The 13,020-nt window shown below is 71.4% G+C and carries 21 protein-coding genes; all 21 read left to right on the top strand.

All coding sequences use genetic code 11. The features are described from left to right. Positions 1-38: 38 nt before the first annotated feature. Entirely contained in the window at positions 39-224 is a 186-nt protein-coding gene (locus ADY01_RS06060) for a hypothetical protein (RefSeq protein WP_049566812.1), read from the top strand. After that, complete coding sequence (locus tag ADY01_RS38910) at positions 221-394, top strand: hypothetical protein (RefSeq protein ID WP_159000992.1); 174 nt, start codon at positions 221-223, stop codon at positions 392-394. Before ADY01_RS06060 ends, ADY01_RS38910 begins: the two co-directional genes overlap by 4 nt. Next, entirely contained in the window at positions 391-1,044 is a 654-nt protein-coding gene (locus ADY01_RS06065; protein ID WP_049566815.1) for a hypothetical protein, read from the top strand. Before ADY01_RS38910 ends, ADY01_RS06065 begins: the two co-directional genes overlap by 4 nt. Beyond that, complete coding sequence (locus tag ADY01_RS40350; protein WP_234320099.1) at positions 1,041-1,481, top strand: hypothetical protein; 441 nt, start codon at positions 1,041-1,043, stop codon at positions 1,479-1,481. The genes ADY01_RS06065 and ADY01_RS40350 overlap by 4 nt, the downstream gene beginning before the upstream one ends. An 85-nt stretch (positions 1,482-1,566) precedes the next feature. Next, positions 1,567-2,238: a hypothetical protein gene (locus tag ADY01_RS06075; protein ID WP_049566817.1), complete on the top strand. Its 672-nt coding sequence runs from the start codon at positions 1,567-1,569 to the stop codon at positions 2,236-2,238. A 395-nt stretch (positions 2,239-2,633) separates the two neighbouring features. Further along, complete coding sequence (locus ADY01_RS06080; RefSeq protein WP_049566820.1) at positions 2,634-3,056, top strand: GIY-YIG nuclease family protein; 423 nt, start codon at positions 2,634-2,636, stop codon at positions 3,054-3,056. Positions 3,057-3,201: 145 nt separating this feature from the next. Beyond that, the gene (locus ADY01_RS36700; RefSeq protein WP_078900048.1) at positions 3,202-3,942 is read left to right on the top strand and encodes a DUF2637 domain-containing protein; all 741 of its coding nucleotides are present in this window, start codon (positions 3,202-3,204) and stop codon (positions 3,940-3,942) included. 16 nt (positions 3,943-3,958) lie between these two features. Next, positions 3,959-4,105: a hypothetical protein gene (locus ADY01_RS38915; RefSeq protein ID WP_159000994.1), complete on the top strand. Its 147-nt coding sequence runs from the start codon at positions 3,959-3,961 to the stop codon at positions 4,103-4,105. Continuing rightward, positions 4,102-4,566, top strand: a complete 465-nt coding sequence (locus ADY01_RS06090; RefSeq protein WP_159000996.1) for a hypothetical protein — start codon at positions 4,102-4,104, stop codon at positions 4,564-4,566. The genes ADY01_RS38915 and ADY01_RS06090 overlap by 4 nt, the downstream gene beginning before the upstream one ends. Next, positions 4,566-5,126 (top strand): hypothetical protein, encoded by a 561-nt coding sequence (locus ADY01_RS06095; protein WP_049566825.1) that lies wholly within the window; start codon positions 4,566-4,568, stop codon positions 5,124-5,126. The genes ADY01_RS06090 and ADY01_RS06095 overlap by 1 nt, the downstream gene beginning before the upstream one ends. After that, positions 5,123-5,818: a hypothetical protein gene (locus ADY01_RS06100; protein WP_049566827.1), complete on the top strand. Its 696-nt coding sequence runs from the start codon at positions 5,123-5,125 to the stop codon at positions 5,816-5,818. The genes ADY01_RS06095 and ADY01_RS06100 overlap by 4 nt, the downstream gene beginning before the upstream one ends. Next, the gene (locus ADY01_RS06105) at positions 5,818-6,060 is read left to right on the top strand and encodes a hypothetical protein (RefSeq protein WP_049566830.1); all 243 of its coding nucleotides are present in this window, start codon (positions 5,818-5,820) and stop codon (positions 6,058-6,060) included. Before ADY01_RS06100 ends, ADY01_RS06105 begins: the two co-directional genes overlap by 1 nt. Before the next feature lie 81 nt (positions 6,061-6,141). After that, positions 6,142-6,276, top strand: a complete 135-nt coding sequence (locus ADY01_RS41255; protein WP_267888416.1) for a hypothetical protein — start codon at positions 6,142-6,144, stop codon at positions 6,274-6,276. 5 nt (positions 6,277-6,281) lie between these two features. Beyond that, positions 6,282-6,683, top strand: coding sequence for a DUF6221 family protein (locus ADY01_RS06110; RefSeq protein WP_049566833.1), 402 nt, complete (start codon positions 6,282-6,284; stop codon positions 6,681-6,683). Further along, positions 6,680-6,868, top strand: a complete 189-nt coding sequence (locus ADY01_RS06115; RefSeq protein WP_049566836.1) for a hypothetical protein — start codon at positions 6,680-6,682, stop codon at positions 6,866-6,868. Before ADY01_RS06110 ends, ADY01_RS06115 begins: the two co-directional genes overlap by 4 nt. Before the next feature lie 192 nt (positions 6,869-7,060). Continuing rightward, the gene (locus ADY01_RS06120) at positions 7,061-7,495 is read left to right on the top strand and encodes a hypothetical protein (RefSeq protein ID WP_049566839.1); all 435 of its coding nucleotides are present in this window, start codon (positions 7,061-7,063) and stop codon (positions 7,493-7,495) included. A 670-nt stretch (positions 7,496-8,165) separates the two neighbouring features. After that, positions 8,166-8,795: a bifunctional DNA primase/polymerase gene (locus ADY01_RS06125; RefSeq protein WP_049566844.1), complete on the top strand. Its 630-nt coding sequence runs from the start codon at positions 8,166-8,168 to the stop codon at positions 8,793-8,795. 5 nt (positions 8,796-8,800) lie between these two features. Continuing rightward, positions 8,801-9,244, top strand: a complete 444-nt coding sequence (locus ADY01_RS06130) for a hypothetical protein (protein ID WP_049566847.1) — start codon at positions 8,801-8,803, stop codon at positions 9,242-9,244. After that, entirely contained in the window at positions 9,234-10,931 is a 1,698-nt protein-coding gene (locus ADY01_RS06135; RefSeq protein WP_049566850.1) for a terminase, read from the top strand. The genes ADY01_RS06130 and ADY01_RS06135 overlap by 11 nt, the downstream gene beginning before the upstream one ends. Before the next feature lie 3 nt (positions 10,932-10,934). Then, positions 10,935-12,359, top strand: a complete 1,425-nt coding sequence (locus tag ADY01_RS06140; RefSeq protein WP_049566854.1) for a phage portal protein — start codon at positions 10,935-10,937, stop codon at positions 12,357-12,359. After that, positions 12,295-13,020 (top strand): hypothetical protein, encoded by a 726-nt coding sequence (locus tag ADY01_RS06145; protein ID WP_049566857.1) that lies wholly within the window; start codon positions 12,295-12,297, stop codon positions 13,018-13,020. The genes ADY01_RS06140 and ADY01_RS06145 overlap by 65 nt, the downstream gene beginning before the upstream one ends.

Here is a 13,020-nt window from a genome sequence, read left to right on the forward strand (position 1 = left end):
CGCCCTGCCCGCCCCCGCCACCGAGGAGACGACCGACCGTGCCTGAACTCGACGACCTGCTGTGCACCTCCGAGTACCCCGACCCCGGCAACGCCGGATTCATCGGTCACCTCTGCGAGGACACCGCCGGACACGGCGACAACCACTACGCCGTCACCGACCTGCCCGGCACCACCCGGACCGTCCGCCTCACCTGGACCGCCACCGAGGAGCCGACCCGATGACCGAACGCCCCGCCCCCACCGGGCCGCTGCCGGACGCTGACCCCGACCTCTGCCCCTGGGGCGAGGCCGGAGGCGGCCAACCCGCCCGCGCCTGCTCCCTGCCCGCCGGGCACGACGGAGCGCCCGACACCTGCCGCATGGACCGCCTCCCGACCGAGGAGACCCCGTGACCGAGCCCACGCCCGCCGCCACCCTGACCGCCATCGCCCGCCGCGCCGCCCGCATCCGCGCTGACGCCGCGTGGCTGGCGCAGGTCACCGCCCGCACAGAGCTCACCGCCCCCGCCGTGCCGCCCCAGCCCGCGCAGGACACGCCAGGACCGGGCGCAGCGGGCACGGAGACCACGCACGGCAGTTCGGGCCGCGAGACGGGCGCTGACGGCCTCGGACACGCGTGCGGCAACTGCGAGGGCGTGGACCCCGGCTCGTGCATCGCGAACCCCAGCATCGCCCCGGATCTCGCCGGGATGCTCGGCGACCGCATCGCCGAGCGCATCGCCCTCCACCGCAACGGCCCGGCGAGCGACGGGCGCGGCTGGTACCGCGACGAGGCCGACCACACCGAGTGCCTCGCCCTCGCCGACGCTGTGATGGCCGTGGTCGAACCCGAGATCGCCGAATGGCGCTGGACCGTCGAGTACTTCGACGCTCAGTCCAAACGGCGGCAGGACCACGCCGACCGGGCCGAGGCCGCCCTGCAACGCGCCCTCGCCCTCCACACCGACGACGGCACCGGCCACTGCGGCACCTGCCGCATGACCGAACACCCCTGCGCCACCCGGCGCGCCCTCGCCAACACCCCGAAGGAGAACACCCGATGAGCCACCTGCCCCGCCGCTTCCACCTCCAGCGCACCGTCGACATCACCGGCGCCAGCGGAGTGGGCACCGTCGCCGACGGCGTCCAGTGGGCCGACGGCCGAGTCACCATCCGCTGGCGCTCCGCCCACCCCTCCACCGTCCAATGGGACCGGCTCGAGGACGCACTCGCCGTCCACGGCCACGGGGGCCACACGACGATCGTCTGGGACGACCCCGAGGGCGAGCCGCTGCCGGACCTGTACCTCGGCTCACCCGGCTGCCCCCACTGCCCCGACGGGCACACCCCGCCCGAGCACGGCCAGCCCTGGGGTGCCTACCTCGGCTCCGAACGCGACGGCGACGGGCAGCCGATCCGGATCTACGTCGAGCGGTCGGCCGGCGCCCACGTCGCCGAGTCCGACGCGGAGTGGGTGCGCCACCGCCTCAACCAGCCGTAACCCCTCGGTGGCCCGGACCAGCCGCCGGGCCACCACCACACCCCGCCGACCGCACCAGCGCCACCGACCGACAGGGGAGCCACACATGTACGACCTGACCACCACCCGCGCCGCCCTCACCACCATCGCCACCCTGTGGCCCCACCTCGCCGACGCCGTCGCCCAGCGGCAGAACACCGAGTGGCCCCCCGCCATGGGCATCACGAAGCTCCGCGAGCCCGACGAGTTCGGCGACGGCCGCCCCGGCGACGTCCGCACCCTGCCCCTCAACGTCGACGTGTTCGACGCCATGGCCGACATCACCGGCGCTCTCGTCGCGCTCGCCGACCACGTCGCCGCCGACACCCAGCGCCCCGCCATGTCGCACGCCCCCCGCGACCGGCAGTGGACCCCCGGCGACCGACAGCAGCGCGACCACCTCGCCGACACCGACGCCGCCGACCCCCGCCGCTGGCGCTACACCGGCACCCGCACCGCACCCCACGCCGCCCGCTGGCTCCACGACCGGCTCGTGTCCCGCCCCGGCGGCCCGTTCCGGCCGCTCAGCCTCCAGCACGTCCACCGGATCGAGACCACCGCGACCGCCGCCGCCCAGCGCATAGAACAGCTCCTCCGCATCGCGAGACGCACCACCAGCACCGGCCGCCAACACGACGGATGCGGCGGCAACATCCTCGTCAGCGGAGGCGACGGCACCGACCCCGAAGCCCACTGCGACCGCTGCGGACGCACCTGGCGCCCCGCCATCGCCGCATGACGCAACGCGGCTGCAACGAGGGGGCGTTGCAGCCGCCCGCCACCTTGCATCGGACGACTGTAAGCAGGTATGCTTACAGTCGATGGGCGGCCCAGCCGCAACGCTGGCGCAACACCGCCCGAGGAGGTGGCTCATTGGAGAGATGGCGAGCCCGCTACGAAGAAGCACAACGGAAGCAGAAAGCCGCTCTCCTCGCCTACCGCCAAGCAACAGCAGAGAAGGCCGATGCACTCGAACAAGGGGTGCAACACCTCGGCTCCCAAGCCGCAGTGGCCAGAGCGCTCGGAGTCACGAGAGCCATCGTCAACCGAGCCATCCGGGCTCGGGACAAGAAGAGGCCCCCGGGTGATGCAACACCCGAAGGCCACAGTCGAAACCGATAGGAGCGGTCCGACATGGAGAAGCTTAGCCGCCGACACTCCCGGCAGCCCAAGCACGATCAGGACTGCCCCCCTGGCGCGAGCGCGCCGACCACCCTCTACCGCCTCTACGACGCGGAGGGTGTTCTCCTCTACGTCGGCATCACCGCGAACCGAGAGCAGCGCTGGGAGGGCCACCGGCGAAGCTCCTCCTGGTGGAAGCAGGTGGCGCGCAAGGAGCTGAGCAGTTACCCCAGCCGCAAGCTCGCCGTCATCGCGGAGAGGAACGCGGTTCGGAAGGAGCTCCCGGTGCACAACGTGGAGTACACCTACCCCGACCAACCGAAGAGCGTCGCGGTAACCCTCTACCCCCAGCAGATCAAGAAGCTGAACCGGCTCGCGCAACAGCGTGGACTCAGCCGGGCGGCGCTTCTGCGACAGATCATCGACGCCGCCTAGAAGGCGCACCGCCTGCTGCAACAGGCGCAGCACCGCCCCGAGGCCGCTGCAACGGCCTTAGGGGGGTGACAACAGAAGAGGAGCCGGAGCCCGGCCGACGCTGCAACGCCAGCCGGGCCCCTAGACCAAGGAGCTGTACCCTCCCATGGCCCACACCGAAGATACCGCCACGCCTCCGGCGGAGATCAACAACCCGACCCGCTGGAACGCTGACCTCGGCCTCGCCAACGCCGCCGCCGCCGTCACCATCGCCCTCACCGCCGTCGCCTTCTGGCTCAGCTACGCCCACCTCCACGACGTCGCCGGCGCCCACGGCCTCGACGGCGAACGCGCCTGGGCCTGGCCCGCCACCCTCGACCTCTTCATCGTCACCGGCGAACTCCTCATGCTCCGCGCCGCACTCCAGCGCCGCATCGACCCCTGGGCCATCGCGCTCACCGTCGCAGGCAGCGGCGGCAGCATCGCGCTCAACGTCTTCGGCGTCGACCCCGACGCCGAGCTCCTCGACTACATCGTCGCCGGAATCCCCCCCACCGCCGCGCTCCTCGCGTTCGGCGCGCTGATGCGACAGATCCACCAGCACCTCGCCACACGCGTCGCGGCCACCTCCGAGCAGCCGTTGCAGTCCGTCGCACCACCGCCCCTGCCCGAGCTCCCCAGCGCCTTCGCCGACCCCGGCATCGACGCCGCCATTGAGGAGGCGATGCGCACCGTTGCGGCCGACGGTGCAGTCGAGCTGATGACCGTCGCGGACGTCGCACGCACCCGGGGAGTCGCCGAGGGCACCGTCCGCTCCTGGGTCAACCGCAACAGGCTCGCCCCCGCGCGGCGCGCCGCCGACGGGCGCCTCCTGTTCCACCCCGTCGCAGTCGCCGAACTCGACTGAGCCGGGGGAGCAGACCGTGTCGCTGTTCTTCGTGTTCGTCGTGCTCGTGTCCGGCGCCCTGCTCGCCGTGGTCGCCCCCGAGATCCGCACCGAACTCCGCGCCTGGGCCCTCATCAGCGTGTGCCTCGCCGCCGCCATCACCGACACCTGGGGGCTCCTGTGACCACCGACCCAGCCGAGCGAGCACTGCCCGACGGCCCGCCCCCACCGGTGTACGAGATCCACGTCACCTTCGCGCCTGGCGCAGACGTGAGCCCGATCGAGGCCGTCCGCCCGTGGTGGCGCCCGGCCTGGACGCTGCGGACCGCGATCGTGGCCGCCGCGGGGCTGATGCCCCTGCCGTCGATCGGCGCCCCCGCGGCCCACTGGGCGCTCACCCTCGGCGACGTGGCTGCGACGCAGTCCCTCGGCGGCGCCTGGGTCATCGCCGGAGCCGCGGTGCTCGGCGCGCTCGCCAACGACCGACGCGTCCGGAACCTCCCGCGCCAATGGGACGACGAGGAAGGGTCCTACCGGCCCGGGTGGGTCGCCCGCGCCCTCCTCTGCGCCGCCATCTCCGGCGCCTGCCTCGCCCTGCCCGTGTTCGACGCCTACGTCGCCGTGACGACCGGAGTAAACCCCTGATGGACCTCTTCAACTCGCCTGAAGGCCGCGTCTCCCTCGGCGGCATCCTCATCGGTCTCGGCATCCTCGTGTGGCAGGTCGCCCCCTGGTGGTACAAGGGCCGCAAGAAGAAGGGCAAGAAGGGCGGAGACGGCGAGGGCTCCGAGACCTCCCGCCGCGACTGGAAAGACCTGCTGCCCCTCGGTGCTGGCCTCGCCTACGGCTCCGCCTGCGTCGCCTGCGTCGGCGGCGTCCTCGGCTGGCTGGCCTACAGCATCACCAACGTCAACGCGGCCGTGGGGGACCGGGCGTTGGCCGGCACCACCGGCGCCCAGAGCCAGAACATGCCGCAGAACACCATCACCTACCTGAACGACGGCGGCAGCATCATCGTCGCCCTCGGCCTCATCACGCTGATCGTCCTCTGGAAGAAGACGCCGAAGAAGACCCGCGTCGAGCTCGGCGCCGGACTCTGGGCCGGGGCCAGCCTCGCGCTCGGCGCTGGCGCCTCCGGTGTCCTCGGCCGCACCATCAGCCCCGCCCTCAACGCCCTCGGTGACCCGCTGGTCGGTGTCCTGTGAGCCTGCGCCCTGGGCCCGCTATCACCGGCCCGGTCCGCTCCGTCCACGACGGGACCGGCATCCTCGCCCGACGCTGGGGACGCTGGATCTGGCCCGCCGAGGAGGACGACCAGAGCGTTCCCGCCGCACTCCGCAGGCTCGCGGGCACCGGGGGAGTCGCCACCCTCGGCGCCATCGTGGTGCAGGACTCCCCCGGCCTCATGTGGCTCGCCACCGGCGGATGGTGCGCCGCCGCCTGGCACGCAGCACGCAAGGCAGGCGCCACCGAGGAGCCGGAGGAGGCGACTGCGGCGGCCCTGTCCCCCAGGGAGTTCACCGAGCTCGTTCGCGCAGCCATCCCGCCCGGGTCCCCCGGCGTCCACCTCGCCGAGCTGGTCGACCTCCTCGACGCCGAGGCCCCGCGCGACCCCCCGTGGGACACCTCCGCGGTCCCCGCCCTCGCCACCGCCGCGGGGCTTCCCGTGGTGTCCACCCGCTCCCACACCCGCCCCGGCTCTGCGAGCACCGGCATCCGGGCGAAGGATCTGCCCCCTCCCCCGGGCGCCGAGAGGGGCCCTGTCGCTGTCGTCGCCGCAGGTCAGCGCGACGACAACGACAACGACACGGCCAGCGACAGCGCCACGGCCCTGATCATCAGCGACCCGACCGACCCGTCCGGCACCCGGCACATCGTGAAGAGGAGAGCCGCCTAATGACCAACCACCCCGGCGCCGAAGCCCGGACCCAGCAAGGCACGCACCACTTCGTCCTCACCCGACAGATCCCCATCGACGGCGGCACATCCATCGCCACATGGAACGGGCACCTCACGCCCGCCGATGGCATGACCCGCTACGACATCTACCAGTGGCTCCTGGCCGAACACGACAAGCAGGAGCCCCAGTTCCGGGGCTCCACCGTCCTGTTCTTCGCGCTGGAGCCCAACCAGCTCTGACCGCACACGCCTCGGGGCGGCCCACATCCGCCAAGACACGGCCGCCCCGAGCCCCATCCCGCGAGAGACAGGACCACGATCATGGCACTCCCCGAGATGCCCACACGAGACCCCAAACGCGCCACCGACGAACCCGAGCACTCCCGCCAGTACTCCGCCAGCAGCGGCGGCTGGACCAAGCCCGTGGCCAAGCCGAAGCCTGCCGCGAGAGGATGACCCGCATGGACCTGATTGCGTTCGTGCGCGCGAGGCTCGACGAGGACGAAGCGCGGGCGCGAGCCGCCGCGCAGGACGGCGCCGAGTGGCAGCACGACGGACACGCCATCGTGGCCCTGCCGGAGCGCGACCTGGTCGCCCTCGGCTCCCAGGACTACATTGAGCCCGAGCACGCCCGCCACATCACCCGCCACGACCCGGCCCGCGTGCTCGCCGAGGTAGATGCCAAGCGACGGATCGCGAAACTGTACGAGGACCATGAGCGGCTGGACCGTGAGACCTTCGAGGCTGAGGGCCAACACGCCAGGTCACTGAGTTCCCTTCGCGCAGCGTACTGGGATGCCTGCCGTCACCTTGCTCTGCCCTACGCCAGCCACCCCGACTACCGGCAGGAGTGGAAGCCGTGAGCGAAGGCCCCTACGTGACCATCTACGCCACCGTCGACACCGCCCAACTCCGCAAGGGCGTCGCCGACGCGCAGGCCACCCTGATCACCAAGGGGGGGCTCAGCGCCGAGGAGGCCGACGCTCGACTCCGTGAATGGGCCACCGCCCTCGGCGAGGAGGGCGCCGGGTCGCGTGACGCCGAGTAGTTGCGAAACCGGCGATCATCCTGCATCCTGACCCCAAGTCCGGCGTGCCCAGACGCACACGGACACTGGACCTCCCCCGAGAGCCCCGCAGCCACCGGCGCGGGGCTCTCGCCATAAGACCCCCCGGGCCGCCCTCGTCACAGAACGGCCACACAGCAGACACGACACCACCGCACACGGGATGCTCAGCCCATGACCAGCATCCGCACCACGGCCGTCTTAACCGCCACGGCCGCACTCCTCGCGCTCACCGCATGCAGCAGCGGAGGCGACAGCGAGAACAATCTCGGCTCCGTCGTCGCCGGCGACTCCCCCGAGGCCACTCCCGAGGACGCCCTCACCCGGGCGGTCACCGCCTACATCGAGACCGTCACCATCCCCGATACCGACACCACGTGGCCCATGCTCTCCGGGCGCTGCCAAGAACTCTGGGGCCGTGCCGAGTTCGACTCCCGCGCCGAGTTCGCCTATCAGACGGCCGGCCCCCAGGAGATCCAGACCGTCACCGTCGACCAGATCGAAGGCGACCTCGCCCGCGTCAGCTACACCACCAACGCCCCCATTTGGGAGGGCGACCAAGAAGCCTGGGTCCGCGAGGACGGCGCCTGGCGCCTCGACTCCTGCTGACCCCCAAGACCACTCGGGACGGAGTGGGTGCAGGTGGGCAGCCGCCCCGAGGGAACACCCCCCGGGGCGGCACGCCACCCCTGGCAAGGAGGCGACCATGCCCTGGAAAGAGTCCCCCTCGGCGTGGCGCACCACCCCCAGACCCCTGGGGTGGAAGGCCCTCCGGCAAGAGGCCCTCGCCCGGGACGAGGGACGCTGCACCTGGCTCGATGACGGCCAGCGCTGCACCAACCCAGGCACCGAGGTGGACCACGTGGGGGATCCCGAGGATCACACCCTGGGGAACCTCCGGGCCCTATGCACCCCCCACCACCGGCGCCGCACCGCCCTCCAGGCCCGCGCCGCCCGGGGAGACCTACCCAGCCGACGCCGGCCGCCCGAGCCCCATCCAGGACTCGTGCAGCAGCCGAAGCGTGATCCACTCGAAGAAGCACGAGCAAAGGCATCTGCTCGCAGCGAAGTTCCGCCCTTCTGACCTGGTCTTTTCTGTTGGGGTGGGGGGTGACCCCTTCCGCCCCTCCATCAGGCCCACGGTGCGGCATAGCGGCTCGCGGCCTGTACGGGTCTGTGACCTGTAACGATTCCGGACCGTGACCAGCGCTTGAGAAAGGCTGGGCATGACTGTCCAGTCCAGAGCCTCTAATCGTTACAGGCGCGGTAGACTGTGGGCATGCCCGCTACGCAGCGCCTCGCTTGCCGCCGATGCGGCGAGACGCTGCCGATTGCCGGCCGGGGCCGCGTGCCGACGTACTGCTCGACACGGTGCCGAGTCGCGGCGCACCGAGCGCGCACAGCGGTTCCCCCGCTGGCTCCCCAGCGGGCCGGGCTGCCGGTGGAGTTGACGAGGCTGCGCCGGTGGGTGCGGCGCGATGTCGACAAGCGGCCGGTGCGGGCGGACAACGGGCGTCCGGCCAGCTCGACGAACCCGTTCACCTGGGCCAGCCACGAGCGCGCTGAGTTGTCGCCGCACGGTGTGGGGCTCGGGTACGTGCTGGACGGCGGCGACCGGATCGTGTGCATCGACTTGGACCACTGCATCGACGGCCGCGGCCGACTCGCCGCGTGGGCACGGGAGATCGTTGGCCGCTGCCCGGCCACGTACATCGAGGTGTCGCCGTCGGGCACGGGGCTGCACCTCTGGGGCCGCGGCAAGGTGTGGCACGGCCGACGGATCAGGCACGCGGACGGCGCATGTATCGAGGTGTACGGGCGGGGCCGGTACATCGCCATGGGCCAGCGCTACGGCGATGCTCCGTCGACGCTGGCCGATCTGTCCGAGGTTGTCGACTCGTTGATCTGAGGGGGGTGACCGCCATGGCTGGCTTTGGCCCTCCCCCCAGCGAGACCAAGCGGCGCCGGAACGCCGACACCTTCGAAGATCAGGCGGTCATCGTCGAGGCTGGCGCGGAGGTGCGCGGCCCGGAGCTGCCGCACGCGGCGCTGTACGGGCCGCAGACCATTACCTGGTATGAGACGTGGCGGCGAGCCCCGCAGGCTGCGGCTTTCGTCGGTACGGACTGGCAGCGGCTGCACATGTTGGCGCCGCTGGTGGACGCCTACTTCGCGGAGCCGAGCACCAAGCTCCTGTCCGAGATCCGGTTGAACGAGTCCCTTCTCGGGGCGACGCATGTGGACCGGCTGCGGGCGCGGATCAAGGTGGAGCAGCCGAAGCCTGCGCCGACGGCCACCCCGGCCGGGGTTTCGGACATGAACGTGGCCCGGCGTAAGCGGATGACCGATGCCTCGTGAACTGGTCCACGCGCCCAGCCACGACCGGGACCGGTCGCTCGGGCTCCTCGGCTGGGCGTGGGTGGAGCACTTCTGCGTACACGGCCCCGGGGATGTGCAAGGCGATCCGGTCGAGATGGACGGTGAGTTCGGCGGCTTCCTGGTAGACGCCTACGCGCTGCGCAAGGACGGCCGCCGCATCTACGACTCCGCGGTCATCTCCCGGGGCAAGGGCCGTGCGAAAAGTGAGCTGGCCGGGTTCATCGGCTTGTTCGAGGCGTTCGGCCCGTGCCGGTTTCGCGGATGGGCCAAGGGTGGCGAGGTCTTCGAGTGGCGTGACTTCCGGTACGAGTACCAGCCGGGCGAGCCGATGGGCCGCTTCGTGACGTACCCGTTCATCCGGTGCCTGGCTACGGAGGAGACGCAGGTCGGGAACACCTACGACAACATCTACTACAACCTCACCGAGGGCCCACTTGGGGAGGATCTGCCGACCGGGGCGGCGGGCATCACCCGCACGTTCATCCCGGGCGGCGGGGAGATCCGGCCGAGCACAGCGTCGTCGTCGGCGAAGGATGGCGGCAAGGAGACGTGCACGATCGCGGACGAGACGCACCTGTACGTCACGCCCGAGTTGCGGCGCATGTACGTGACGGTCGACCGGAACTGCCGGAAGCGCAAGGAAGCGCAGCCGTGGCTGTTGCAGACGACCACGATGTACCAGCCCGGGGACAACAGCGTCGCGGAGAAGACCCACGAGCGGGCGAAGCTGGTCGCCGAGGCTGTGAAGGCCGGCGGAGAACCGCGGTCCGCCCGGCTGCTGTACGACCACCGCGAGGCGCCGCCGGACGTGGATCTGACCGACCGGGGGCAGCTCATCGCCGCGCTGCGGGAGGTGTACGGGCCCTTCGCGTCGGTGCTCGACCTGGACGGCATCGTCGAGAACGAGTTCTGGAACATCGAGAAGGATCCCGAGGACAGCAGGCGGTACTTCTTCAACCAGCCGACGGCGGCCCGGGACGCCTGGACGACGAAACCGGCGTGGGCTGCGTGCGCGGACGTGGAACGGATCGTGCCCGTCGACGCGCCGATGGTGATGTTCTTCGACGGCTCCAAGAACGACGACGCCACCGCGCTCGTCGGGTGTGATGTGGAGTCCGGGCATGTGATGACGCTGGGCTGCTGGGAGAAACCTGCCGGGCCGGACGGTAAGGGCTGGCAGGTGGACCGGGCGGACGTGGACCGCACGGTCCGCGCGGTGTTCGACGAGCGCGACGTGATCGCGTTCTTCGCCGACGTCAAGGAGTTCGAGAGCTACGTGGATTCCTGGGCGTTGGAGTTCGGGGAGCGGCTGCTGGTGCAGGCGACGGTAGGGCGGCATCAGCACCCAGTCGCATGGGACATGCGCGGCAAAGTTCGGGAGTTCACCGAGGCGTGCGAGCGCGCGGAGATCGACATCCGGGAGCGGGACCTCACGCACGACGGGGATTCGCGGTTGCAGCGGCATGTGCTGAACGCGCGGCGGCGGCCGAACCGGTACGGAGTCTCCATCGCGAAGGAGTCGCGCGAGTCCCCGAAGAAGATCGACTCGGCGGTGTGCGCGGTCGGCGCCCGGATGGTGCGGCGCCTGGTGCTGGCCTCTCCGGAGTGGGCGAAGCGCAAGCAGAAGCAGAAGCGGCGCACGGGCCGCGTGGTCGGGTGGAGGTGAGCCGTGGCTCTGGAGACCGAGCGGGAGATCAGGGAGGCGGCGTGCGCCCTGCTGGAGGCCCGGCGCGCTGAGGCCGCCGATCGGCTGGACGCGATCCACGACGCGGTGCGCAACAAGGTCAACGACATCTACGTGCCGGCGAAGGCGACGCAGGAGTACCGGCGGCTGGTGGACCAGTCCCGCTTCAACGTGCTGCCGCTGGTGATCACCGCGATCGCGCAGGCGCTGTACGTGGATGGCTACCGCCCGAGCAGCGGTGGCGACTCGGCGGTGTGGGATGCGGTGTGGCAGCCGAACCGCATGGACGCGAGGCAGGCCGGTCTGTTCCGGGCGGCCGTGCAGTACGGCGTGTCGTATGCGCGGGTGTTGCCGGGCGTCCCGGCGCCGGTGATCACGCCGTTGTCTCCTCGCCGGTGTACGGCGCTGTATGAGGATCCGACGGCGGATGAGTGGCCCGAGTTGGCGCTGGTGCATCTCGGTGGCCGCCGGTTCGTGATGTACGACGACGTGATGTCGTACCCGATCACGGACCCGGAGGAGGGCGAGCCCAAGCTGACTGCGGGCGAGGGGGCAGGTAAGCACGGACTCGGGGTATGCCCGGTCGTGCGGTTCGTCGACTCCTACGAAGATCTCGACGACGGGCCGTGCGGGAAGGTCGAGCCGCTGCTGCCGGTGCAGAGGCAGCTCAACCAAACCACCTACAGCCTGTTGATGGCGCAGCAGTACGCCGCGTTCCGGCAGCGGTGGGTGGCGGGCATGACGATCGAGGAGGACGCGCAAGGGCGCCCGATCGAGCCGTTCGACGTGGGCGTCGACCGCATGCTGCACGCCGAGGACGCCGACGCCCGGTTCGGCGAGTTCGGCCAGACCGACCTCGGCGGCTACCTCGACAGCAGGGACAAGGCTCTCCTCTACATCGCGAGCACCGCGCAGATCCCGCCGCACAACCTGGTCGTCGGCAACGCCGTCTCCAACATCAGCGCGGAGGCGCTGGCCGCTTTGGAGGCCGGGCACCGGCAGGACGTCGCCGAGCACCAGACGTCGTTCGGCGAGTCGGTGGAGCAGATGCTGCGGCTGGCCGGCCGGGCGATGGGCGACATGGAGGCGTGGGAGGACACCTCGGCCGAGGTGGTGTGGCGCGACACCACACCCAGGTCGCTGGCGCAGGTCGCCGACGCGCTCGGGAAGCTCGCCACCCAGTTGGACATCCCGCCGCGTGAGCTGTGGTCCCGCATCCCGGGGGTGACGCAGACGGAGATCGAGCGGTGGGCCGGAGCCGCGGACAGCCGTGACGGGCTGGCGGATATGGCAGCCCTGCTGGCGACTCCGGCACCGGGCACCGATGGCGAGATGGAGGTGGACGGTGGCGAGCGAGCAGGCGCAGGCGTTGACGCTGTCCCATCGGCAGCAGGTGTTGCGGCTCGCTGAGCTGATCGCCCGCCGTATGCGCGTGACGGCGCTGCGGGCGGACGTCTCCGACATCGACGGCTGGTGGGACACCGTCAGCGAGGCCGTGCAGCAGGAGATCCTGACCGGCCAGGGCGCGTTGGCGCGGCTGGCCCGCGGCTACCTGACGGCGCACGCTCGCGCGGAGGGTACGAGCGTGCGCCCGGCGGTGGTCGAGCCGAACCCTGAGCAGGTCGCGACCTCGCTGCGGGTGACGGGCCCGGTGGCGTTCCGCACGCACATGGCTCTGTCCGGGAGCGCGGAGGCCAGTGTGCGGGTGATGGCGTCCCAGTTGCAGGGCGCTGCCGAGCGGCTGGTGCTGGAGGGCGACCGGGCCACGACGATGCGGACGTTCGCGACCAACGAGTCGATGGCGGGCTGGCGCCGCACCGGCGGCGGCGGCTCGTGCCCGTTCTGCCTGATGCTGATCGGCCGAGGCGGGGTGTACTCGCGCCGCACGGTGACGTTCGAGGCCCACGATCGGTGCCGCTGCTCTGCGGAGCCGTTGTACCGGCGCGGGGAGGAGCCACCGGAGGTGCGGCGCCTGCAACGGGAGTGGCGCGAGGCCACGGCCGGGACGACGGGCGCCGGGGCGGTCGCCGCATGGCGCACGTTCCTTGCCGCGCAGGGACGCACGCAGTGA

The sequence above is a fragment of the Streptomyces sp. SBT349 genome (assembly GCF_001083795.1).
Lineage (GTDB): Bacteria > Actinomycetota > Actinomycetes > Streptomycetales > Streptomycetaceae > Streptomyces.

Coding starts and splice junctions, on each gene's coding strand:
- ADY01_RS38910 (WP_159000992.1), top strand. CDS start 221: ATGACCGAACGCCCCGCCCCCACCGGGCCGCTGCCGGACGCTGACCCC.
- ADY01_RS40350 (WP_234320099.1), top strand. CDS start 1,041: ATGAGCCACCTGCCCCGCCGCTTCCACCTCCAGCGCACCGTCGACATC.
- ADY01_RS06075 (WP_049566817.1), top strand. CDS start 1,567: ATGTACGACCTGACCACCACCCGCGCCGCCCTCACCACCATCGCCACC.
- ADY01_RS06080 (WP_049566820.1), top strand. CDS start 2,634: ATGGAGAAGCTTAGCCGCCGACACTCCCGGCAGCCCAAGCACGATCAG.
- ADY01_RS36700 (WP_078900048.1), top strand. CDS start 3,202: ATGGCCCACACCGAAGATACCGCCACGCCTCCGGCGGAGATCAACAAC.
- ADY01_RS06095 (WP_049566825.1), top strand. CDS start 4,566: ATGGACCTCTTCAACTCGCCTGAAGGCCGCGTCTCCCTCGGCGGCATC.
- ADY01_RS06105 (WP_049566830.1), top strand. CDS start 5,818: ATGACCAACCACCCCGGCGCCGAAGCCCGGACCCAGCAAGGCACGCAC.
- ADY01_RS41255 (WP_267888416.1), top strand. CDS start 6,142: ATGGCACTCCCCGAGATGCCCACACGAGACCCCAAACGCGCCACCGAC.
- ADY01_RS06110 (WP_049566833.1), top strand. CDS start 6,282: ATGGACCTGATTGCGTTCGTGCGCGCGAGGCTCGACGAGGACGAAGCG.
- ADY01_RS06120 (WP_049566839.1), top strand. CDS start 7,061: ATGACCAGCATCCGCACCACGGCCGTCTTAACCGCCACGGCCGCACTC.
- ADY01_RS06125 (WP_049566844.1), top strand. CDS start 8,166: ATGCCCGCTACGCAGCGCCTCGCTTGCCGCCGATGCGGCGAGACGCTG.
- ADY01_RS06135 (WP_049566850.1), top strand. CDS start 9,234: ATGCCTCGTGAACTGGTCCACGCGCCCAGCCACGACCGGGACCGGTCG.